The 23,848-nt window shown below is 58.4% G+C and carries 14 protein-coding genes; 5 read left to right on the top strand and 9 right to left on the bottom strand.

The genetic code is table 11. The features are described 5' to 3' along the window. The first annotated feature begins 41 nt into the window (after window positions 1–41). Entirely contained in the window at window positions 42–998 is a 957-nt protein-coding gene (locus tag F8N12_RS00330) for an alpha/beta hydrolase (protein WP_150578603.1), read from the top strand. Window positions 999–1,001: 3 nt separating this feature from the next. Here F8N12_RS00330 and F8N12_RS00325 read toward each other — a convergent pair whose 3' ends face one another. Further along, a complete protein-coding gene (locus F8N12_RS00325; protein ID WP_150578602.1) occupies window positions 1,002–2,816 on the bottom strand; it encodes an ABC transporter ATP-binding protein in 1,815 nt (604 codons plus the stop codon). Between the two features lie 47 nt (window positions 2,817–2,863). Continuing rightward, on the bottom strand, window positions 2,864–3,991 hold the full coding sequence (locus tag F8N12_RS00320) for a hypothetical protein (protein ID WP_150578601.1): 1,128 nt from the start codon (window positions 3,989–3,991) through the stop codon (window positions 2,864–2,866). A gap of 323 nt (window positions 3,992–4,314) precedes the next feature. Here F8N12_RS00320 and F8N12_RS00315 point away from each other — a divergent pair, with 323 nt between their 5' ends. The 3 genes from F8N12_RS00315 to F8N12_RS00305 all read left to right on the top strand — a co-directional run bounded on the left by F8N12_RS00315 (window position 4,315) and on the right by F8N12_RS00305 (window position 6,261). Next, entirely contained in the window at window positions 4,315–4,728 is a 414-nt protein-coding gene (locus F8N12_RS00315; protein ID WP_150578600.1) for a VOC family protein, read from the top strand. A gap of 455 nt (window positions 4,729–5,183) precedes the next feature. After that, window positions 5,184–5,429, top strand: coding sequence for a hypothetical protein (locus F8N12_RS00310; RefSeq protein WP_150578599.1), 246 nt, complete (start codon window positions 5,184–5,186; stop codon window positions 5,427–5,429). Between the two features lie 199 nt (window positions 5,430–5,628). Continuing rightward, on the top strand, window positions 5,629–6,261 hold the full coding sequence (locus tag F8N12_RS00305) for a response regulator transcription factor (RefSeq protein ID WP_150578598.1): 633 nt from the start codon (window positions 5,629–5,631) through the stop codon (window positions 6,259–6,261). A gap of 36 nt (window positions 6,262–6,297) precedes the next feature. Here F8N12_RS00305 and F8N12_RS00300 read toward each other — a convergent pair whose 3' ends face one another. Continuing rightward, entirely contained in the window at window positions 6,298–6,993 is a 696-nt protein-coding gene (locus tag F8N12_RS00300; RefSeq protein ID WP_150578597.1) for a response regulator transcription factor, read from the bottom strand. Between the two features lie 408 nt (window positions 6,994–7,401). On the opposite strand from F8N12_RS00300, the gene F8N12_RS00295 reads away from it, so the two are divergent. Beyond that, a complete protein-coding gene (locus F8N12_RS00295; protein ID WP_150578596.1) occupies window positions 7,402–11,019 on the top strand; it encodes a transporter substrate-binding domain-containing protein in 3,618 nt (1,205 codons plus the stop codon). A 3-nt stretch (window positions 11,020–11,022) separates the two neighbouring features. Here the strand turns inward: F8N12_RS00295 and F8N12_RS00290 are convergent, their stop codons facing one another. The 6 genes from F8N12_RS00290 to F8N12_RS00265 all read right to left on the bottom strand — a co-directional run bounded on the left by F8N12_RS00290 (window position 11,023) and on the right by F8N12_RS00265 (window position 23,741). Continuing rightward, window positions 11,023–12,831, bottom strand: a complete 1,809-nt coding sequence (locus F8N12_RS00290) for a TolC family protein (RefSeq protein ID WP_224787641.1) — start codon at window positions 12,829–12,831, stop codon at window positions 11,023–11,025. Window positions 12,832–12,833: 2 nt separating this feature from the next. After that, the gene (locus F8N12_RS00285) at window positions 12,834–14,075 is read right to left on the bottom strand and encodes an HlyD family type I secretion periplasmic adaptor subunit (protein ID WP_150578595.1); all 1,242 of its coding nucleotides are present in this window, start codon (window positions 14,073–14,075) and stop codon (window positions 12,834–12,836) included. Then, window positions 14,072–16,468 (bottom strand): type I secretion system permease/ATPase, encoded by a 2,397-nt coding sequence (locus F8N12_RS00280; protein WP_150578594.1) that lies wholly within the window; start codon window positions 16,466–16,468, stop codon window positions 14,072–14,074. The genes F8N12_RS00285 and F8N12_RS00280 overlap by 4 nt, the downstream gene beginning before the upstream one ends. 233 nt (window positions 16,469–16,701) lie before the next feature. Further along, window positions 16,702–17,631: an OmpA family protein gene (locus tag F8N12_RS00275; RefSeq protein WP_150578593.1), complete on the bottom strand. Its 930-nt coding sequence runs from the start codon at window positions 17,629–17,631 to the stop codon at window positions 16,702–16,704. A 135-nt stretch (window positions 17,632–17,766) separates the two neighbouring features. After that, window positions 17,767–18,690 carry an OmpA family protein gene (locus F8N12_RS00270; protein WP_150578592.1) on the bottom strand — a complete coding sequence of 308 codons (924 nt, stop codon included), beginning with the start codon at window positions 18,688–18,690 and terminating at the stop codon, window positions 17,767–17,769. Between the two features lie 125 nt (window positions 18,691–18,815). Beyond that, complete coding sequence (locus F8N12_RS00265) at window positions 18,816–23,741, bottom strand: Ig-like domain-containing protein (RefSeq protein WP_150578591.1); 4,926 nt, start codon at window positions 23,739–23,741, stop codon at window positions 18,816–18,818. Between the last annotated feature and the right edge of the window lie 107 nt (window positions 23,742–23,848).

Raw genomic sequence — 23,848 nt, 5'->3', positions numbered from 1 at the left:
GTTAAAAACCGCACTTCAGTCATTAAACGGTAATCCGCCCTATGCTCCGTCCCCTCCTCACCCGCCTGCGCCGACGCTGGTTGACGTTGACGTGCATGGCCGCGCTGATTGTCGGCCTGCCCGTGGGTTGCGGCGTGCTGGAGCAGACAGAACGCGAGTTGCTGTTTCGCATCGAGCCGGGTACGGCCCGTTGGTATCGCGGGTTACCCGACGACGTGCAAGAACTCAACATCCAACCGGCCGATTTCAAAGCCGGAGAAAACCTGCATGCCTGGTGGTGGCCGGCTGCGCGCCGTGATGCGCCGTCGATCCTCTACCTGCACGGAGTGCGCTGGAACCTCACGGGTCAGGCGTTCCGTATCGAGCAGCTGCGCGCCATGGGCTATTCGGTGCTGGCCATCGACTACCGCGGTTTTGGCCAGAGCAAAGGCGATCTGCCGTCGGAAGCCAGTGTCTATGAGGACGCGCGCGTTGCCTGGGAGCGTTTCACGCAGATGCAACCTGACGCCAGCAAACGTTTGATCTATGGACATTCACTGGGCGGCGCGGTCGCCGTCGATCTGGCAGCGGATCTCGCCGCACAGGCCAAGAAAGACAACGTTGCAGTGCCGGCGCGGGGCCTGGTGATCGAGTCCTCGTTCACCACGCTGGGTGACGCGGTGGCGCAAGTGGCGGAAAGCAAATTGCCCGTGAAGTGGCTGCCGGTGCGTTGGTTACTGTCGCAAAAATTCGATTCGATCGACAAGATCGTCGACATCGACATGCCACTGCTGGTGGTGCACGGTCTGGCCGATCAGTTCATGCCATCACGCTTCAGCCAGCAATTGTTCAATGCCGCCAACGAACCCAAACGGCTGTTGCTGGTGCCCGGAGGGACGCACAACAACAGCATGAGCCTTGGCAACAGCCAGTATCGCCAGGCCCTTGAAGGCTTGATGAGAGCCAGACCGCCGCAGATGGCCGGGCCGTTAGTGGTCCCGCCCTCGCCGCAATCCTGAGCGCTATCGGTAACCTTTGGCCTGCAAACCGAATAGCTGCGCGTAACGCCCGCCAGCAGCGACCAGACTGTCATGATCGCCGCGCTCCAGGATCGAGCCCTGATCCAGCACGATGATGTGATCGGCGTTGCGCACACTTGAAAACCGGTGGGAAATCAGCAGCGTCATGCGGCCCTCGGTGTGTTGACTGAAATGCTCGAACACCGCGGCTTCGGCTGCTGGGTCCAGTGCAGAGGTGGGCTCATCGAGAATCAGGATATCGGCGTCACGGCGCATGTACGCGCGAGACAACGCAACCTTCTGCCACTGCCCACCCGACAATTCCTGGCCTCCGGCAAACCAGCGCCCCAGTTGCGTTGCATAGCCACGGTCAAGCCGTTCAATGAACGGCGCGGCCATGCCTTCGGTGGCGGCTTCCTGCCAGCGCTGTTGATCGTCGAATGCCAACGTGTCACCCACGCCGATGTTTTCGCCGACGGTAAACTGGTAGCGAATGTAATCCTGGAAAATCACCCCGATACGCCGGCGCAGAGCGTCTTCTTCCCACGATTGCAAATCGCTGCCGTCGAGCAGGATGCGGCCGTGATCGGGACGGTACAACCTCGTGAGCAATTTGATCAGCGTGGTCTTGCCTGAGCCGTTCTCGCCCACCAGCGCCACACTGTGCCCCGGCACCAGATGCAGATCGATATTCTCCAGCGCCGCGCGACTCGCTCCCGGGTAGCGGAACCCCACGTGCTCGAAGCGCAAACCATCCCCCGGCAGCGCGCCCACCGTCAGCTGGCCAGTGTCCGCGATCACTGGTTCGGCGAGGTATTCATACAGGCTCGACAGGTACAGACCGTCCTCGTAAAGACCGCTGATGGCCGTAAGACTGTTGCTCACCGCGGTCTGCCCCTGCTTGAACAACACCAGGTACATGGTCATCTGCCCGAGGGTGATACTACCGTGAATGGTGTCGACTACCACCCAGGCATAGGCCAGATAGAAAGCACCTGTGCCCAGCAACCCCAGCACAAAGCCCCAGCCATCGCGGCGCAAGGTCAGCTGCCGGTCTTCGGCGTACAGCCGCGCAAACGTCTCGCGATAGCGTTGCAACAGCAACGGCGCGAAGCCGAACAGTTTCACTTCTTTTATATAGCCCTCATGGGAGAGCAGCGTCTCGATATAGTTCTGCTGGCGGCTTTCCGGTGCACGTCGAGTGAACAATCTGAAGGCATCGCCGGAGAAATGCGCCTCGGCGAAAAACACTGGCAACGCACCGACCACCAACAGCACCAGCGCCCACGGCGAAAAGTGCACCAGCAATACGCCGAAGCTGATCAGCACGATGAGGTTCTGGATCAATCCCAGCGATTTCATTACCAGCGCCAAGGGCCGGGTCGATGCCTCGCGCCGCACCCGAACCAGCTTGTCGTAAAATTCGGAATTTTCGAATTGCACCAGCGATAGCGTCTGGGCTTTCTCCAGAATCATCGTGTTGACCTTCTGCCCCAGCTGCACGCGCAATAATGATTGCTGGACAGACAAGGCGCGCTGGGTAGCGGACAGCGATGCCAGCACCCCGGCTTCGAACAACACGTAACGCACCACCGGCCACAACGGCGCACTGCCTTGCTGCGCGTGTAATTGCATCGCCGCGACCACGGCATCGACGATGCGCTGCCCGAGCCAGGCGGCCAGGGCCGGGAGTATGCCGGCGATCAGCGTCGCCACCACCAGCCCCAAAAACAATCCGCGGGAGGTGCCCCACACCAGCAGCAAGGCACGCCGGGCCTGGTCGAGCAACGAAGTAAAACGGTTCAAGGCAAGTGGCATGAGGCGTGAGACCCGGCTAGGCGTTAACGGCAATCCGCCATGTTACTTCAGCCAGACACCGCTGCGGGGGCTGCTGCGGACGCCGTTTTGTTTTTTTCGGGGCAGACGTCAAGGCCGATCAGACTGGCTCGCGGTACAAATTGCAGCGCTTTGGAATCGCTTGTCCTCGGGCGCACAAAGTAAATACCGTCAACTTCGGCAACGACGCGTAGCGGGCGACTGAAGCCAGGCGTATCGGAATCGAGGAGCGCGTCGAATCCCTTGCTCTCGGGCATGAAGTTCATGATTGTGCAATTGCGCGCCCCGGAGGCGGAAAACTGCAGCGCGAATCCTCCCAGCTTGGCGCCCGATGGCGGAAACAGGCCGAAGAAAATAACGATAATCACGGCGGCAGAGGCCAGTAAGGCAACGGGTTGGCGATGGCTGCGCACCCGGTCCAGAAACAAGGCGCCTAACACTTGAATCATCCACAGGGCTAACACCACCAGCAGCATTAGCGGCAAGAGCCACCACAGGCTTTCGATGTATTTCCCGGCGATGCCGATGGCCACTATGGTGAAGTTGAGGATGACCATGATCTGGACAAAAGCAGCGCCCACACACGCCAGACGAAAATCGTTCGATACCGGGCGCGCTACACCCAGAGTTATTATCCAGCAGTAGCTCGCCAATGCCAGAATCGTTCCCAGCACTGCTGCGGTTATCCACCAGACACTAGCGGACACCTGTGAGCCAATGACGGTGAGCAACCCGCAGAAAAGGCCGAGGCTCAACAAACTGGCCCCCCATCGCACCATCAGTCTTCTATGCCGTGAGCGCTGTTCCGGGCTGCCCGGGCCAAAATGAAAATCGTCACTCAGGCGCCTGGCGGTATCATCCAATCGATGAAACAAAACGAAAATCGGCATCAGCACGAACGCCACCAAAATCGTAACGACCCACACCAATATGGCCGACATGGCTGGCAGCGCAGTGAGTACGGCTGACGAGGTGATGCTCAGCGGTATCTTTTCTTCCTGAATATATTGATACAAATACAGCCCGGCAGTGACCAGAATCAAGATGCTGAGCGGCCATGCGCGCTCGTTCAACCACAGCAAACCTGCGCTCAACCGGGCATAAAACCCGAGCGCCGGTTGAGTCGTTTGTGCTTCGATATTTTCAGGGTCAGTCACGTGTTGGAACTCCATTTGAGAAGTACAGCTTCCTTTTAGCAGCCAAGCTGCGTCGAACAACGGCGGGGGACTGTACAGCTAAAATACCTTTGAAACAGTTGGCTGAGGTTGAATCAGCGAAGGCGTACACGCGATTGGGTCAATCACCTCGCTGGCACCGGGCAATGCTTTGCGCGAGTGAAGCCATAAACCTCATGCTCACAAGAACAAAAACATCTAATCCAAAGTTGCTAAATACCGCCCCTGGCGCTTTGCTGATTAATCCAGCCAATGCAGCGTCTAAGACGATCGGCCTCAGGCCTGCTCAGAAACGGGAGGACACCATGAGGATCAATCCCTACCTCATTTTCAATGGCGACTGCAAAGCCGCCTTCACGTTCTACGCGCAAGCCTTGCAGGGGCGAATCGAGGTGATGATGACCTTCGGTGAAAGCCCTGCCCGCGAACATTTTCCGGCCGACCTGCACAATCTGATCATCCACACTTCGCTGTCGGTGGACGACCAGGCAATCATGGGGTCGGACACAACACCCGACCGCCCCACGGATGACATGGCCGGTTGTTCGATTTCGCTCAACGTCGACAGCATCGCGGAGGCGGAGCGGGTGTTTGCCGCGTTATCGGAGTACGGCAGCGTGCAGATGCCACTGGAAGCGACATTCTGGGCCGCACGTTTTGGCATGCTGGTCGACCGGTTTGGTGTGTCGTGGATGATCAATTGCGAAAAGGATCAGTAGCACACCACCAAACCTTGTAGCAGCTGGCGCAGCCTGCGTCCGGTGCGTCAGGCTGTGAAGCACTCGTAATCCAGCCCAATGCGGAGTGTCTGAGGGACCGGATCACGCTGATTTTACGGCTGCTTCGCAGCCGGACGCAGGCTGCGCCAGCTGCTACAGGTGTGTGGGGTCGGCATCAGCCCTTCACGCACAAAACCTGACGGATTGTGTGCAGCACTTCCACAAGATCGTGCTGGGCATAAGCCAATCAGCCATGAAACGCGAGTGAAAACAGGCGCAAAATACCGTTCGTCGCCCTATGGAACCGATGCAGAAAATGACCGGTCTGACTGGCTTAACGATTGCACAGGCCGTCCATAGCAGCCATGGAACGTCGAAATTCTGACGCGGCAGCCACATTAATCAATGCATAGCGACTCCAGCGAAATGCTTGGCCAGTCACCGGGGGATGTAACGTGTCAACTCTTAGCGAAATCGCAGCCAACCACGCGAGAATGGCGAAAGCCCAGGCAGAGGAGTCGATTGAGGTGTCCATGCGCACGATCCAGGTGGTGGGTGGCTTTGAAGTGCATACGCCCGATGAAAAATCCGGCGCGACACTGCATTACATCGATATCCCGCAGGAAGAACATGCGCATTTGCTGGTTGCGAAATTGCCAGCCCAACGCTGCGTAATCAGCCATCAGCAACAGGCAGTCTGACGGTCGTCGAAAGCTCAGGACGAGACAACACCCATTAAAAAGCCCGGCATGAAGACCGGGCTTTTTAATGGAAGTGGAACGCCTAGGTGCCTGGCTGTCACAGGCCACTCAAGACTTGTCCCAAAAATCCGCCAATGATTGCTAAGACCATGATGACTGGTCAAGAATTGCCCGGTTCACTTCACTCAATGGCAGCACCATGAACCAACAGGTAGTAATCGTTGATGACCGTCCTTTAATCCGCTTGACCGTACGTCTATTGCTGGAAAAGGAAGGTTACGACATTGTGGGTGAAGCGGAAAATCGGGACCAGGCAATGAAGCTCACTCAGCCCCTTGCGCCAGGAACTGTGATTCTCGACTTGGGACTACCCAAGGTTGACGATCTGACTGTACTCAAGTGCCTGACAGCGCTATGCCTGCCAGTGAAGACGATCGTGCTGACCGCCAACCTGTCCAATCGCCTGGCATTCCACGGCATGCCGGCCAACGCTCGTGGCTTCATCGATAAATATAAGCTGTGCCAACTGGTGAACTCTAGTCAGGCGAAAGCCAATGGGGACGATCACATACCTGACAGATCTTTTTGCCTTACCCGCCATCAGGACGATAACAGTCACGATGCCGAACTGTTGAGGACGCTCTCGGCCTGCGAATTGGGAATACTGCAGCAACTGGCGCAAGGCCTGAGCAACAAGCAGATCGCTGAACGGATGTTACTGAGCAGCAGAACTATCAGCGCCCACAAAACCAGGATTTCTCTCAAGTTGAAAACAAGCAGCTTGCTTAACCTGTGCGGTTTGAAAAAGCGCAACACTTCAACCAGGCATTAGACGCCGGAGCGTTTCAGCCAGGATTCAAACTTGCTCTCAAATGTCCTGGAGATGCAAATGCAGCTTGAACAGTTCGGTGTCCGTGCGCACATTTAACTTACGCATCGCGGCCTGCTTTTGCCCGCTGATGGTTTTGCGACTACGCATGAATTTGTCGGCAATTTGAGAAACCGACATGCCCTCCAGACAGCACCGCAACACTTCACGTTCCTTCGGTGACAAGGCTGGGTATTCAACAAGCGTATCTGCACCTTCAACGTGTCCCTGCGGGTCGGGGGTCCCAGAAGGCGTTCGCGGGGTTGAGTCCAGTTCAGCAGCCATGGCCGGTGACAGGTACAGGCGGTCCAACGCGACTACCCGAATCGCACGAATCAGCTCATCCGTCGGCTGAGACTTGCCGAAAAAACCATTAGCACCGGCGCGAATGGCCATATTGACCGTTGCCGGTCGCTCAATTGACGAAAAAATCAAAATTCGCAATGTCGGGTAATGACTGCGTAACAGCTGAATCAATCGCAAACCATCCAGCTCACCTTCGCTCAGTTGATAGTCAAGAATCAGCAGTTCGGCCGGTTGAATGCGCAATCCTTCAAGGAGCTCAGGGCTGCTTGAATAGACCCCGGCAACCGTGAAATCCGACTCCAGGGAAAGGCGAATTTTCAGCGCGTCACGAATCAAGGCGTGATCGTCAAGAAGAGCTACTCGCAAGGGTGAAACTACCGACCACTTCATTCAAGAACTCCATACCACCAGCGAAAAGTGTCAGACCATTCCTACAAGATGTAACAGGAATGTACCTTAACTCAGGTGCGAGATGAAATTGTAGGCAGTTCTAGCTATCCCCCCCATTACGACAAACTATTCGCTCAAGGCCAGGGTATAGAGGCACGGGCAGGGGCAGGAGACAGTATATGGACGGGACTACTCCGCTCAAACTGCGCGGGGCAACCAACACCTTCCTTGCGCAGCTCGAACCTTGTCGGGAAAGGCGCAATTCCTGGCGGAACACCCCGATGCCAGCATTTATCAATTCGAGAACGCGGGACAGGGCAGCACGGGCTTGCTAGATTCATAACCATAAGACCACGGGCCACTCGGAATCCTCTTTGTGAGCGGCGCTTTCAACGGAACTAAACATTTTTGAATATTTCTCGTTTTTCATGGATCTGGCCATTGGCTGTGCTGCTGGCAACGCTGCTGGCAACTAATGTGCAGGCTCAGGCGCCCAAGTCGACTGAGCTGTTGGTCAACGCCCCAATCAAACCTCCACACATTATCTTCGATACGCAGACACTTGCCTGGCTCAATACGCACCCGGAAGTCTCTGTGGCCATCTGGAGCGGTGCCCTTCCGCCGCTGCACATGGGTTTCGAGCAGAGCAAGTTCGAAGGTGTCGCCGCCGACTACTTGGGTGCACTGCGAGAAACGACCGGGTTAAAGCTGAAAATTTTGCGTTTCGCAACCCGTGCCGAAGCCCGCGATGCACTCGAAAAAGGTCAAGTCGACATGCTGGCGCTGCACGATGTCAGCGAAGGCCAGGACGGCGCGATCACCCAGTCCCGACCTTATCTGCACAACCAAAAGGTTATTGTGCGGCGCATTGGTGAGAGCCTGCCCGCCTCAGCAAACCTGAAAGATCAGCGTTTGGCCTACGTCGGTGACGATGCAGTCGGAGCCCAGTTGCACAAACAGTACCCAGACGCAAAACTAATCCAGCATTCCAACCACTTGATTGCCCTGGCGTCGCTGATGTACGACCAGGCTGATGCCTTTTGGACTGACTCCATCACGGCCGAATTTCTGATCCGCCTGTTGTACAGCAATGACGTCTACATTTCCGGTACTGCTCTCTCAACCTCTGCGGACATCAACTTCGCCGTCAGCGATCGCAAACCACAGTTGCTGGCAGCGATCAACAGCACGCTGGATGCGATTCCGCCCGGTGACATGACACGGATCACCATGCGCTGGGGGCTGAGTGATGATTTTGTGATAGATAAACCACCTTTGGATCTCAACCCGACCGAGACTGCATGGTTGGCGGCTCACCCCAAGATCAGGGTACTGGTGGCCGGGTCTTACGCGCCATTGACTTTTTTTGATGACCGCGACCAGCTGCAGGGGTTGAGTGCAGACTTGTTGAAAATCGTCCAGCAACGCACCCACCTGAAAGTTGAAATTGTCCGCAGCAGCAGTGTGCCAGACATGCTTGAAATGCTTCAGAACCAACAAGCCGATCTGATCGCCGCGCTGAGCATCGGTGACTTCCGACTCAAGGCCAGACAATACACCCGCCCTTATCTCATCAGCCCATTTGTCGTAGTCACCCGGCGCTCGGGTACGCCCATAAACGATCTTGAGGAGCTCAAGGGCGAGCGCCTGGCCATTCCCACCGGAAACCCGCTTTCAAACTGGATACTCCAGCAACACCCCGAGATCATTCAGGTTCCGGTCCCCACGGCTACACGTGGCATTGAACTGCTCTCCGAGGGGGATGTGGTCGCCAGCGTGCATACGCAATACGGTGCCGACTACTTCATCAAACATCATTTCCAGCAGGACCTGAGAATTGCTGCGGTCATTGGCCCTAATCCAGGTCGGATCGCCATGGTCGTCGGCACCGATAACATGATCCTGAAAAGCATCATCAATAAGGTACTGTTAGACATTCCTCCCGAGGAGCTCAAGACGTTGAATGACCGTTGGCGCAACCACGCCGCGCCCGCCGTTGCCAGCTCCTGGAGTACCTACAAGGACAGCATTTATCAAATCATTAGCGTGGCCGTCGCCTTTGTTCTGGCGTTTCTGATCTGGAACTACTATTTGCAAGTTCAAATCAAGAAACGACGCAAAGCCGAGCTCGCCCTGGGCGATCAGTTGGCGTTTAGTAAAACGCTTATCGACGGTTCACCCATTGCGCTTTATGTGCGAGATAGAGACGGCAAGCTGGCGCATTGCAATCGTGCTTATCTGGAATTCCTGCAAACCACTGCGGAGGAAGTCATCGGTAAGACCCTTCCAAACGCCGGCGTCATTCCCTCGGCACTGAGCACTCAGTATCACCAGATTTACAGGGACACCGAGCATCATGGCGAGCCGACCTTCGCCGACCTCGAAGTTGAAATAAAAGGCTTGTCACGCCAGATCTATCACTGGACTCTGCCTTTCCAGAGCAGCACTGGAACGTTCTCCGGGGTCATCGGTGGCTGGCTGGACATCAGTGAACGTGAACAACTGGTCGAGCAACTGCGTCTGGCCAAGGAGGTCGCTGATGAGGCTAACGAATCCAAATCGATTTTCCTCGCCAGCATGAGCCACGAAATACGTACCCCCATCAGCGCCCTGATCGGACTGATCGAAATGCTTCGGCTGCGTGGCGGCAGCGCTGAGGAAATCGAACAGAATCTGGCCGTGGCACATCAGTCAGCACAATCATTGTTGTCCTTGATCGGTGACATACTTGACCTGTCGAAGATAGAAGCAGGGGCCATGGTCAGTTCGCCAAGACCCACCCATCTTGGCGAAGCTCTTCACTCCATTCACAAACTGTTTGAAGTCAATGCAAAAACCAAAGGCTTGACGTTCGACCTGATGATTGAGGCCAGCGACCAACATGTCATCATCGATTCACTGATGGTGAACCAAATCGTCGCCAACCTGACCAGCAATGCCATCAAGTTCACGAACGAAGGCTTTGTCGAGCTGTCGTTGATACAACTGCCTGATGATGCCAAAACAGGCTTCGGATGCTATGCGATCGAAGTTCGCGACTCCGGCATCGGGCTTGATGAGTCCCAGCAAAGAGCCATCTTCGAGCCCTTCGTGCAAGTGTCGCCCGCCGTCAGCAGCCAACGAAGTACCGGACTGGGGCTGAGCATTTGCACACGCCTGGCGACGTTGCTCAACGCCCAATTAAGCGTGCATAGCCAAACCGGGAAAGGTTCCTGCTTCAAGCTGCAATTCATTGCCGAACGCACGCCGGAGGACATCAGCCAAGCCCCGGTTCAAGCCTCCATTCCGGCAAACCATCGCCTGAACATCCTGGTGGTTGAAGACCATGCCCCCAACCGCCTGCTGCTGTGTCAGCAACTCGAATACCTTGGCCACCGTGCGGTGCCATGCGATGACGGTGAGACCGCGCTGGCCGCATGGACGCACGCCGATCCACCGTTTGACCTGACCATTACCGACTGCAATATGCCGCACATGGACGGCTATGAAATGACACGGCAAATGCGCGCTATTGAACGGAGCCGGGCCGCAGCTGCCCACCCGATTTTTGGCCTGACCGCTAACGCCCAATCCCAGATCGTGCAGGAATGCCTGGATGCCGGCATGAACCAGTGCCTGTTCAAACCGATTGGTATCGAAGCATTGACTGAACAGATCAACGCGGTCTCGGCCTTGGTCGAGCGCCGGGCCCACGCCAGTCAAGCCGTCGGCGGTGAGCTGCAGAAATTGCGCCTGCTGTCTCCTGATACCTATGCGCCGCTGGTTAACGCGCTGGTATCCGCCAACCGGGAAGACAGCGCAAGACTTGATGAATTGCTACACGATCACGACTTCGAAAAAATGGCGGCATTGGCCCACAAAATCAAAGGTGGCGCGCAAATGGCCGACGCTCGGGAGCTGATTGATGCCTGCGTGCAGCTGGAGTCAGTGGCGCGTCAAGGCGATATTGCCGGCTGCGAAATGCAGGTCAAAGAGCTGTTAGGTGCCTTGCAGTTGCTTGAGCGCTCTCTACTGGATGACCTGTAGTTCTCACCGCGCTGAACCTTCCAGCCACCCCGTCAATGCACCGGCACCCGCGTACTGGCGAAGGATCGCCTGGTAACCGTCAAAGCGGTTGGTGATTTCGCTCACTCGATTGCCATAATGGTCACTTTCAGCCGACAGAACATCCAGCAACGTGCGCTTACCGAGGTGATACCACTGCTGATAAAACGCATCGCGGATACCGTCAGATTCCACCGTCAGGTTGCGGTAGAGCTCTGCCCGCTCCAGAAAAGTCTTCGCCTCGTGGTTAGCAGTGCGGATGCGGTACTCGAGGTCCAGGCGCTGTTGGCCCACCTCGTGCCGACTGGCTTCAGCGCGTTGCAATGCAGCACGTTCCGAAGCCCGGGCCGAGCCGCCGCGAAAGGCGCCCCATGTCACGGCCAGATGGGTTTCCCAAGGTTGTTCACGGCCCAGGGAATCTTCGGCGGTGGATTTACTGACTACCCAGCTCAACTGCGGTAGCGACGAGGAGCGTGCGACCTTGGCCTGCAACTCAGCGGACTCAGTCTGAGCCTTGGCCTGATGGATCACCGGGTGGTCTTCAGTCTTGGCCAACAAGTGATCAAGATTGACCAGGCGAATGTTCCATTCCTTGGTACGCGGGATCAGGATCGGCCGATCCCCGACCAATTTACGTAAGCTGATCTCGGCATCCCTGGCGCGCGTGTCGGCAGAATCGCGTGCAGCCTGGGCCTGCAGCTGGCGCGCCTTGGCCTGAGTCAGTTCGCTGGAACGTCCCTTGTCCACGGCCACAATGCCGGCGAGCATTTTCACCAGCTCGTTCATCCGGTCCACGTATTGCTGGCTGAGGTCAACAATAATGCGCTGCTTGCCCAGTTCCACCAGCGTAGTGGTCACCTCGAACGCCGAGCTTTCAAGTTCTGCATCAATCGCCGCCGTGGCCGCCGAGGACAAATGACGACGGCTGTCGATGGTGTTGCGAATCCGGCCCCAGTCATACACGGGCGTGACAATGTTGAGGTTGATACCGCCACTGCTTCCATCACTGTCCCCTGACCCCGAACCGAATTTTTTCGAACCGGCTGTGGTGCCCAGGTCCACCTGAGGGTAGCGCTGACCCTTGGCTTCATCGATGTCGGCATCGGCAGCGGCGAGCTCTGCGTGGGCCCGTTGCACCGTAGGGCTGCGCTCGGCAGCGGCCTGGACGGCGCGGTGGAAAATCTCCTTGAGCTCCTGCTCCGAAGGGCCCGCCGAGGCGCCCTGACGGCTGGCCAATTGAGCCGGCAAACCGCTCGTGGCCAGTGCAGAGACGCCGGGCAGCGTGTTCGGGCGAATCGCCGAGGCAGGTGTCGTGGCGGGTTTGAATGTCGCCACCGTGTCTCTTGGCGCCGCCGGATTTGTCGCGGGCCTTGAGCTCGGCCGCGCCGGGGCAAAGGTCACCGTGGCCGGGTCAATCACCTTGGAAAACTGCAGCCCGCTGTCATTCGATCGTGGCACCCGGGCCACGGTGTTCACCGGTCGAGAACAGCTCGCAGCCGATGTCGACGGTTTGACGGCTACAGGCGCAACGGGCCTGGACGCCGTCACCGGTTTGAATTCCACCGGCGTGGCAGGCTTGGTCGTTGCCACCGCTTTGAGCTCCACCGGCGCGCCGGACTTGGCCGGCGCCATCACGGGAGCAGCATTGAACGTCAGCAATTCATCGCCGACGACACTCGACGAGGCGCATGCCGACAGACACAAAAACAACGAACGCAACAGGTAAAAGCGGTTACGCGGCGCAAACAGGTCCCGAGCCCGCAATTCACACTGCGGGATATTTTTAGTCGTCATGATCATCGCTCCCGGAAGGCTTCGCGCGCCTTGAGCACGGGCTTGAGCAAGTAATGAAGAATGGTTTTTTCGCCGGTACGGATCTCAACCGACGCCACCATCCCCGGAATGATCGGCAGTGAATTGCCGCCCGCCGTCAGCTCGCTGCTATCGGTGAGCACCAGGACGCGGTAATAGGTGTCGTCGGGGCGCCCGGCCGCGGCTTTCTGATCATCTTTCAAGGTGTCCGGGCTGATGTGCTCGACCGTGCCTTTCAAGCCGCCATAAATGGCGTAGTCATAGGCGGTGATCTTCACCGTGGCCGGCAGACCAGGGCGCAAAAAAGCCACGTCGGAGGGACGAATCTTGCCCTCTACCAGCAGTTGCTCCTCCAGTGGGACAATCTCCAGGATGTGCTCGCCCGGCTGAATCACCCCGCCGATGGTGCTGACCCGCACATTCTTAACGGTGCCGCGCACCGGGGCAGTGATAGTGGTGCGGTCGCGGATGTCGGCGCGCCCGATCAGGTTTTCGCTGATCTGCGACAGCTCCAGTTCAAACTTCGCCAATTCGGAACTGGCGTCAGCCTGAAACTTGTTATTGCGCTCGACGATCTGCGACTTGATGTCGTTGGCCGAACGCTTGATACGCAACAACTCGACTTCCGACATCAAACCCTTCGCCGCCAAGGGTTCGGCCAGGCGAATCTCCCGGGAAGAGAGCGCGTAACTGCGCTCCAGGGCACTGACGCTGTCATTGAGTGCGCGCTTGCGTGATTCATACGCCCGGGTTTCCTGGGCGACGACTACCGGGTCTTGCTTGACCATGTCTTCGAACTCCAGCGGTTGCTGGTAAGCCTCGGAGCGCAGGCGGGTAATGGCCGCTTTCAGGCCAATGACCTTCGACAGCGCTTCGCGATAGCTGGACTCGGCGCGCGTGGCGTCGATTTTCAACAGCACTTCGCCCTTCTCCACTATCGCGCCTTCGCGCACGTTCATTTCAGAGAGAATCCCGCCTTCCAGGCTCTGGATCACCTGCTCACGGCTCAAGGAAATGATCTTGGCTTCGCCCAGGGTGATTTCTTCGACCCGGGCGTAGTTGGCCCACACCACACCAATGATCAGTACCGCCGCGATCAGATAGATCACCAGCTTTGAGCCCGGCGTGGTTTGTGACAGCAAGGACTCCTGCACGTCGTTCATGAACGCGGCATCGCCAGGTTCCAGAGTGGCTTGGGCGTTACGGCCCCAAAATTTACGGATCACGATGCTACCTCTGCCGGCGCGGCTGCTGTGGCAGGCGTCACGGGTTGCTGGTTGGAGACGTTGGTTTTTTTACCCACCGTGAAAGCCGGCTGGGGTTTTGCTTCGGTTGCTTCGGTTGCAGGCGTCGCCGTTGGGACCTGGGTATTGGCAACGACGGGTTGTCTCTGCCGACGGGTCGGTTGTGGGGCCTGCGCCGCAGCGGGTTTACCGGCTAACTTCGCAAGGATTTCATCCTTGGGCCCATCGGCGACAACCTTGCCGTCATCCACCACCACGATGCGATCCACCAGCGCCAGCAGCGATGGTCGATGAGTCACCACCACCAAGGCCTGGCCTTCGGTGGCGCGCTTGAGGTGCTCGAGAAACTGCGTTTCGGTTTGCGTGTCCATGGCACTGGTGGGTTCGTCCAGCAGCAGCAATTTAGGGCGCGCTAGCAGGCTGCGGGCCAGCGACACCAATTGCCGCTGCCCTCCCGACAAGCCTTCGCCGGACTCACCGATCGGCAAGTTGATGCCCTTGGGGTGCTTGGCCGCGATATGGTCCAGACCGGTCAGGCGCAGTACCCGCAGAAACTCCTCGGCAGTGGATTCGGGGCGGCCGATCATCACGTTCTCGCGCAGCGAGCCATAAAACAGACGGGCGTCCTGGCCCACATAACCCACCGCTTTGCGCCAGTCCGCCGGGTCGATCTGGTTTACATCCAGGCCATCGGTGAACATCTGCCCTTCGGTGGGCGAATACAGCCGCGCCATGACCCGCAGCAGTGTGGATTTACCGCTGCCGATACGCCCCAGAATCGCCACACGTTCGCCGGCGGCCACGGTCAGATTGACCCCTTGCAGGACGACCGGGTTGGGTTGCATTGGCGGTGCGGGGTAGGAAAAACCGACATTTTTGACGGTGATCTGTCCCGACAACGACGGTTTGGGCAGGTACTCGCGGGTCGAATCCCGATCCACCGGCATCGCCATCAAACCGTTCAGCGAACCCAGGGCGGCCTTGGCCTGCTGGAAGCGCACCGCCAGGCCAATCACTTGGCCCAAGGGCCCCGTGGCGCGACCGGCCAGCATCACGGTGGCGATCAAGGCGCCCATGGTCAGGTCGCCGGCGTCGATCAGGTACACGCCGATGATGATCAGCACCACCGTTTGCAGTTGCTGCAAAAACGCCACCACGCCGGTCGCCACGCTGGACAGCGAACGCGACTTCATGGAGGTGGCGGCTGACAGCGCACTGAAGGTTTCCCAACGGCGCTGCATGTAGGGCTCACCACCGACCGCCTTGAGGGTTTCCAGGCCTTCTACGGATTCCACCAGCACGCCTTGTTTAAGTGACGCCTCGCGCATGTTTTCTTTCATGGTGCGTGCCAGCGGCCACTGAATAATGATGCTGATGATCAGAATCAGCGGGATCAGCAACAAAGGCACCCAGCCCAGCGGGCCGCCGATCACGAAGATCACCCCGACAAACATCAGCACGAACGGCAAATCAGAAATCGTCGCCAAAGTGGCCGAGGTGGCGAAGTCACGCACCGATTCGAACTCGCGCAACTGGTTGGCGAACGAGCCGGACGAGGCCGGTTTGTGTTCCATCTGAATCGACAGCGCCTGGCGAAACAGAATTGTGCCGAGCACCAGGTCGGCCTTCTTGCCGGCCAGGTCCAGCAAGTGCGCCCGGACATAACGCGACACCGCTTCGAAGATCATGGCAATTGCTACGCCGATGCCCAGCGACCACAAGGTCACAAACGCCTGGTTCGGCACCACGCGGTCGTACACGTTCATGGTGAAGAAAATACTCGCCAGGCCCAATACGTTGATCAACACCGCGGCAATGGCCGCGCTGCGGTAGTAACTGCGATAACGCCACAGGGTACTGAGCAACCAATGCCCGGCCGGTTGCGGGGTTTCGTCACCGGCGCGGGTGTCGACCTTGGCGCGCGGCTTGACCAGAATGGCGTGGCCGGCGTACATCTCGTCCATGGTGGCCTGGTCCAACTCCACCGGCTCGGCACCGATTTCCGGCAGAATCACCTGATAACGCCAGGCTTTCTTGCCCTCCTCATTGGTGCCGATAAAACGCCCGAGCAAAATGCAACCGCCCTGCTCCTTGCGCAACAACACCATCGGCACCAATTGCTTGGGCAGCGCTTGCACGCGGCGCTCCACCAACCCCGCCGACAAGCCGGCTGCCGACAGCGCCGCCAATGCCAGAGAAGGCGCCAGCAGGCCACCCTTGGGTAAGCCGGCGGTCAAGGCTTCGGGGCTTTTCCCGACACCATAATGGTCACAAATCCAGGACACACTTTGCAGCAGAGTGTCCTGGATCGTCGTTGGGGGGGTGGGTAAAACCGCAGCCTCCGCGCTTGAGCCAGCAGGCACGTCAATCGTCATCAGAATAATCCCTGGGTTCGGACCGCCAGCAGCGATCTCGATGGAAAATGAGCGTTTCCTGGCCTGCTCCGCCTGGGGCGGTGTGGCTTTGGAACCAGTAAGATAATTCTGACTAATCGATCAGTTGGTTTGAATGAGACCTGTCCCAAAACAGCTGGCAGAGGGCGCTGGTGGTCGCAGCTGCAGTGCCTCGCGTGAGGGCGTTGGCCGTTCAGGGCTGCGATTTTTGAAACCTACAAATCCACCGGCTTGCCCAGTTCCACCGTTACCACCACCCGCCGGTTGGGCGCATAACAGGCAATCTGCTGAGCCCGCTTGCCGTAGCAGCTGAACACCACCGGCTCGCGATTCCCCGCACTGGCGGCGCTGATGACCGAATCGGGAATCCCCCCGGCAATCAGAAGATCGCGCAAGGTATTGGCCCGCAGTTGCCCCAGTAGCTGGTTCTTCGCCTCGTCACCAATCGGGTCGGTATGCCCCACCACTTGTATATGGCGGATCTGCGCGTCGTCGCGTTGAAGCTCATCGATCAAGCCGCGAACAGCCTTGCGCCCGGCCGCCGAGATGTCCTCGCTGGCGGATTTGCCAAAAGCAAACAACACATCGCTGGACAGCTCGTAGCGCTTGAAGCGCGACTCATCCACCAGATAACCGTAATGCCGACAGGCCTCGACGGACGCCGCCCGAGGCAATGCATGCGCCTGCAGCCGCGAAGTCACCAATTCGCGCTCGGCGTCTTCACGCTTGATGAGCTGCGGGAAGGTGTTGCCATCCTCTCGCACCCGCAGGTAATAGGTTTTGCCGCCCTGCAACGTCGCCTGATACAGATCGCTGCGCTTGCCTTTGTAGCCCGGCGCGTCGTCCAGGTAGGCACCCAGGGTGTGGGAACCCGGCGCCAGACAAAAGGTGGCATAACCGCCCGGCAACAGCCCGGTTTGAAACTCGCGGTCGACATAAACGTGGGCTGCGCTTTTACGCTGCACGCCTGCCTGAGTGCGGTAGTACACCACCTGTGCCTGGTCTTCTCCGATCGGCGGGACAGGGACGTAGGCGGCATCGAACACTTTGCCCGGCACCGTGCCGGACGGTATAGCCAGTACGGGGCTGGCGAGCAATGCCACGCCTAACAGCGCGGCGGTTTGTTTCCTGCTTGGTAAAAACATGGGCGCGACTCCGCCGTAGGCACCGATAAACCGGCGCTGATCAAATATTTGGCAAAAAAAACCGCAACTGCATGACAGCTGCGGCAAAGGTAGGGAAGCCCGAAAGCTCCCCTGGAGCGGAAGGTTGCCCCGGCGTTACTGGCCGCTGACGTCCACACGTACTACAACCCGACGATTCGGCGCGTTGCACGCCGCTTGCTCGGACTTGCTGCCGTAGCATCCGTCGGTGACCGGCTCGCTGCTGCCGGCGCTGCGAGCGCTGACTACAGTCGGTGGCAAGCCACCGTCGACCAGCAAACGACGCACGGTTTGCGCGCGCTTGAGGCCCAGGGCCTGGTTAGCCGAGTAAGAACCGACCGGGTCGGTGTGGCCGATTACTTGAATGCGCTCAAGCTTGGCGTGTTCACGCTGCAGCTGGGCGATCAGGTCACTGATCGCGATAAGGCCCTTCGAGCTGATGTCCTGATACCCGGACTTGCCAAAAGCGAACAACACGTCACCCGACAAAGCGTAATCCTTGAACGCTTGCACCGGCGCCATTGGCAGGTTGTTGCACATCTGCACCTTGGACGCGCGCGACAGCGGCTGCATCTGGGCGCGACTGCCGACCAGCTCGCGTTCGGCTTCTTCGCGGGTCACGGCTTGCGGCGCGCCGCTGCCGTCTTCACGTACTTTCAGAAAGTAGGTTTTGCCGCCTTCCAGATTGGCCGAGTACAGGTCGAGGTTTTTGCCTTTGTAGCCTGGCGCATCGTTGATGTAAGCACCCAGGGTGCGGCTGCCCGGCACCACGCAGAAGGTGCTGTAACCGCCCGGCAACAGGCCGGTATGAAACTCTCTGTCGACATAGACATGAGCGGCGCCCTTTTGTTGGCCTACCCCTTTGGTGCGGTAGTAGACCACCTTGGCCTGACCATCGGAGACCGGAGCCACGGCGCTGTAGGCGTTGCCGAATACCTGGCCGGCAGCGCTGCCGGCCATGCTGTCCGCCGAGGCGAAAGACGCGGCGCCAAGGGCGGCGGCAAACACCGCGGCACAGAGTAAGTTATTACGTTTGAACATGATCAAAACTCCACCGCAAACACCTTCAGGTGCCCGCAGTTATTCAATTGGATTGAGGCTGGCACGAACCAACCGATTGGCCGCGCGAGCCGTGCACAGGCAAAGCCTGCGCACGGCCTTCGCGTTTACACCAGGTTGGTGGTGACCCCGTCCTGAACCAGCAACTGAGCATCGAGGGACGAGTGTTGGAACACGTTGTACGTCACACCCTCGACCGTGACCTGACCCTGGCCTGCCCAGTCACCCGGGTCGGTGCCGTCGGCCAGCAAGTCGTCCAGGTTGACCACGTCGCCGGCGTCGCCCTTGACGATCATCTGCACGGTCTCGTCTTCGGTGAACAGCGAGCCTTCGCCCTGCTCCAGCACGTCGCCCAGGGACAGGTTCAAGGTGTTGTTGCCAGTGCCGGTGATGTCGATGATCTCGATGGATTCCAGCTTGCCGGCGATGGCGCTCAGGTCGAAAATTTGGTCAGTGCCGGTCAGACGCAAAGTATCAATCCCCTCACCTCCTGAAATTCCTGTGTTTGCGTCGTCAAGTACGTTCACACTTCCCACATTGAACGTATTATCAGCGTGGTCACCATAGTAATTACCAGCACTGCCAACTTCCTGATTATCTGGCGGAGTATAAACGCCTCCGTTACCGCTATAATTAACGTTATCAACGAACCCGCCCTGGCCCTCCTCATTGACCAAAACTACGCGAAAGCCAGCTATATCGACACCGCTAGGAGCGCTATAACTAATTGTCGACCCAATATTGCTGGCAATAGGCGTCGTATCAATAACAACTCCATTACGATCATAATACTCAATAAAGTTTTCCGAACCACCAAATGCAGCCACATTAAAGCTAACCGTTGTTACCGGCTGATCAAATTCGAATTGCATCGCGCCAGATGCTCCAGTTGAACCAGCGCCAAAATAGACACGATTCCCTGTGATAAAACCCGGGGATGGATTCAGCCCTACCCCATTGTGAACGGAGGCTGAAAGCGAACTTAAGTTTGTGACCGTCATGCCGCCTATCTTATGGTCTATATTGCTCCCTAAATCCATCGCTGGGAGGTTGAAATTTTCCACTAACGAAAATACTGGAACCACGATCAAAGAACTATTGCCTACTGTATCAACTAACGACGCCGCGATGATATTTGCCCCACTCCCCGGCACCATTACGCTGATATTGCCGGAAGCAATATCCGCAGCCGTTAATGAAAACTGGAACCTTTCATCGCCCACCGCAATATTAACAAACCCACCGCTTGACATATCTGCGCTATCAAACTCAACAACGATGGTATCACCAGACTGGGTTACTGCGGACGGAGGCTCTGGTGCTGTGTTATCCAATGTTATCGATTGACTTGTCGTGTTGGCATTTCCCGCCGCATCCACTACGCGAGTTTGTATTGCCCAGTCCCCGGTGTGACTGTTCTGATCAAGGAAGTTCCAAGTGTCGTCAGCATTCATCACCGCATCGAGCCAGGTCGCGCCACCGTCGGTGGAAACCTGCACTTTCTCGCCAGCCACCAACGCGGCCGTCAACGAACCCTGAATCAAACGCCCGGCGCTGCCGTCGTTGGTGACAAAATCACCGCTATCGCCGCCGCTGTCCTTGCCCATGCTCTCGACTGTGGCCGAGGTGGTCGGGGCATCGGTATCAATGTTGATGGTCCAAGGCGCAGACGGTGCACTCTGGTTGCCGGCCGGGTCTTGAGCAATAACGTCGAACTCGTTGGTCGAGCCATTGTTCAGCGGCGGGTTCGGCGTGAAGCTCCAGCTGCCGTCCGGTTGAACGGTTTCGCGGCCGATTTCAGTACCGTTGTTGCGAATGATGATGATGTCACCCGCCACGCCGGTACCTGCCAGTGTCGGCGTTGTATCGTCGGTGGTGGCACCGTCAACCAGTGGGTCCTGAATAGCGCCCACATCGTCGCGGATCTCATCGATCGTCGGTGCAGCCGACGCCGTCAGATCGACTTCCAGATTGAAGTCGCCCGTCAGCGGGCTTTCACCACCGGCCGGCGTCACGACGCTGGCGTTGAATACATGGTTGCCTTCGGCCAACGCCGGGGCAAAGGTGTACTCCCACTGCCCAGCGGCATTGACCGGCACGCCGGCCTGGTGCAATACACCATTGAGGTAGATGTTGACCGTCGAGCCTGGAGTGGCCTGGCCGGTCAGGGTCGGCGTGGAGTCGTCGGTAACCCCCCCGCTGGCCAGCGGAGCCTGGTTCGGCCCTACGTCGTCCAGCACTTGCTCGATACTGATGGCCACGGCACTGGTATCGACGGTGAAATCGATCGGCGTGCTTTGCGGGCTGCGGTTACCCGCTGCGTCGACCACTTCGGAGCTGAGGCTGTGGGCACCATCGGCCAACGGCGGTGCCGGTGTGAAGCTCCAGTCACCATTGCCATCCACCGGCACACGACCGATCTCGACACCGTTGTCATAAATGATCAGCGTGGTGTTGGGCTCAGCCGTACCGCTGAAGGTCGGGGTGTTGTCATCGGTGGTGTCACCGCTGGTAATCGGTCCGGTGATCGCGCCGACGTTGTCTTCAAGTTCGCTGGCATCGGCCGCCGCTGGCGGGGTGATGTCGACATTGATCGGATATTCGCCGGTCGGGGCACTTTCGTTGCCGGCCGCGTTGGTGGCGGTGGCGGTCAGGTTGGTCAGGCCCTCAGGCAGCGGCGGGTTCGGAGTAATGCTCCAGGCACCCGAGGCATCCGTGGTGGTGGCGGTACCTACCGCAACACCATTGGCGTAGAGCGTGACGGTTGAAGGATGCGCTGCGGTACCGGTAACTTCAGGTGTGGTGTCGTTGGTGCTGCCACCCGGCATGATGTTGCCGATACCATCAGCTACGTCATCGGTAACACCGGTGATGCTCGGTGCAGGTGGCAAACCACCCGCCGCCAGATCGAAGTCGACGTTGTTCGACGGATCACTGATATTGCCTGCGGAGTCTTCGGCCCTCGCGGTGAGGTCATGCGGACCATTGAGCAGTGGCGGGACAGGCATGTAGTTCCAGCTACCGTCCGGGTTGGCAATTGTGCGGCCGATTTCGATGCCATTGTCGTAGATGATGACGGTGCTACCGGCCTCGGCGGTACCGCTAATGACTGGCTGGGCATCGTCCGTGGTATCGCCAGGATTGATCGGGCCAGTAACTCCGCCCTGGTCATCGATCACGCTGCCGATGGTTGGCGCTACTGGCGCAAGCGTGTCGACAATGATGATGTAAGGGTCGGACGGCTCGCTCGCGTTACCCGCCGGGTCAGTCACGATCACGGTGATCGGGTGCGAGCCCTCGGCCAGAGCCGGATCCGGTGTGAATTCCCAGCTGCCATCGTCCTTGACGATGGTTTCGCCGATGACGACGCCGCCATCGATGATGGTGACTTTGTCACCAGGCACCAGGCCAACGCCGCCGATGGTCGGCGTGCCGTCATCGGTGGTGCCGCCATTGCCGATGTCACCGGTGATAGGGCCCACGTTGTCGATGGCTTCTTCAATACCGCCAGTGCCAGCGCCGGGCTTGGCCGGGGGGGTCTTGTCAACGATCACGATGTACGGGTCGGACGGTTCGCTGACGCGATCCAGCGGGTCGGTAACAATGACGGTAATCGGGTGCGGACCTTCAGACAGCGCCGGGTCCGGAGTGAACTCCCAACGACCGTCGTCGCCCACAACGACTTCGCCGATGACAACACCATTATCAATGATGCTGACCTTGTCGCCCGGGTTCAGGCCGCCGCCACTGAAGGTCGGGGTGTCGTCATCGGTCACGCCGCCGTTGCCGATGTCGCCAATGATGGTCCCGACGTTGTCCACTGCTTCTTCAATACCGCCGGTGCCAATGCCTGGTTTGCCCGGGCCGTCGGTGTCAACGATGATGATGTACGGGTCCGATGGCAGGCCGACATTACCGGCTGCATCCGTGGCGACGGTGGTGAACTCGTAAGTGCCATCGGCCAGGGCCGGCGACGGGGTGTAGGACCAGGTGCCATCAGGGTTGACGGTGGTCTCACCGATTTTTACGCCGTTGGCGTAAATCTCGAGTGTGGAGCCGGCCTCGGCCTTACCGCTGAGGGTCGGGGTGTTGTCATCGGTCAGGCCATTTCGCGCAATCTCACCGTGCTGAGGACCGAAGTCGTCGGTGATCGCGTCAATCGAGGACTGGCCCGGTGCGGTGATGTCGACGATGAAATCGAACTCGTCGGACGGCTTGCTGACGTTGCCGTCCTTGTCCTTCTCGACAACGATGATCGAATGCTCGCCTTCAGGCAGCGGCGTCGTCGGGGTGAAGGTCCACTTGCCATCGTCACCGATGGTGACTTCGCCAATCGGCTTGTCGTTGTCTTTGATAATGATGATGTTGCCGGGGGTACCCGTACCACTGAAGGTCGGGGTGGTGTCATCGGTAGAACCGCCCTTGGAGATCGGACCCTGGTCAGCACCGACGTTATCGGTAGCACCGCCCACGAAAGGCGTGTTGGGAGCGGGAGCAACCACGCCAGGGTTGTTATCTTTGTCATCGTCACGGGTAGCGGCGTAGATACCGCCCAGCAAACCCAGCGCGCCCAGACCCAGCAGCGCCGGCCAGAACCAACCGATGCCACTGCCGGCCACCAGGCCATTGCCGAAGCCGGTCAGCTCCTGGGAGCCCAGTACTTGCGGTGCGTCAACGCCGTCGATCAGGAAGGCAGCAGAGCGATCCTGTTCGGCATCGGAGGAGATGTAGGGGTAGTAAGAGCCGTCTTCGCCGATACCTACCAGCTGGCCGCCGCTGCCTTCGAAGTCTTCGATGATCAGCTGTGGTTGATCCGGATCGCTGCCTTCGAGGGCGACGTGCAGGTCTTTGCCCACACGTTTGATGGTGATGTTTTCCGGCGCAATGCCTTTTTCACCTTCACCCAGAATGTATTGGCCGCCTTGCACCGCTTTGATGCGCACCGGCTGGCCGTTTTTGACAGTGGAAAGTTCCACCGTTTGGGTAATTGTTTTGCCGTCTACTACGGCAACATTGACTGCGTTAGCGTTCACGTGGTCTGCCTTTTCAATTAGTCAGGTTGGTCGTTACACCGGTTTGTCCGGCTTGCTGGTTAATCCACCAAGTCACTCCTGGTGCAGGAACTCTTGGGATGTAGGAA

Origin of the sequence: Pseudomonas fluorescens (assembly GCF_902497625.1) — a bacterium.
Taxonomy (GTDB): Bacteria; Pseudomonadota; Gammaproteobacteria; order Pseudomonadales; family Pseudomonadaceae; genus Aquipseudomonas; species Aquipseudomonas fluorescens_BQ.
The sequence above is the reverse complement of the archived record's forward strand: the minus strand, read 5'-3'. Positions and strand labels throughout refer to the sequence as shown.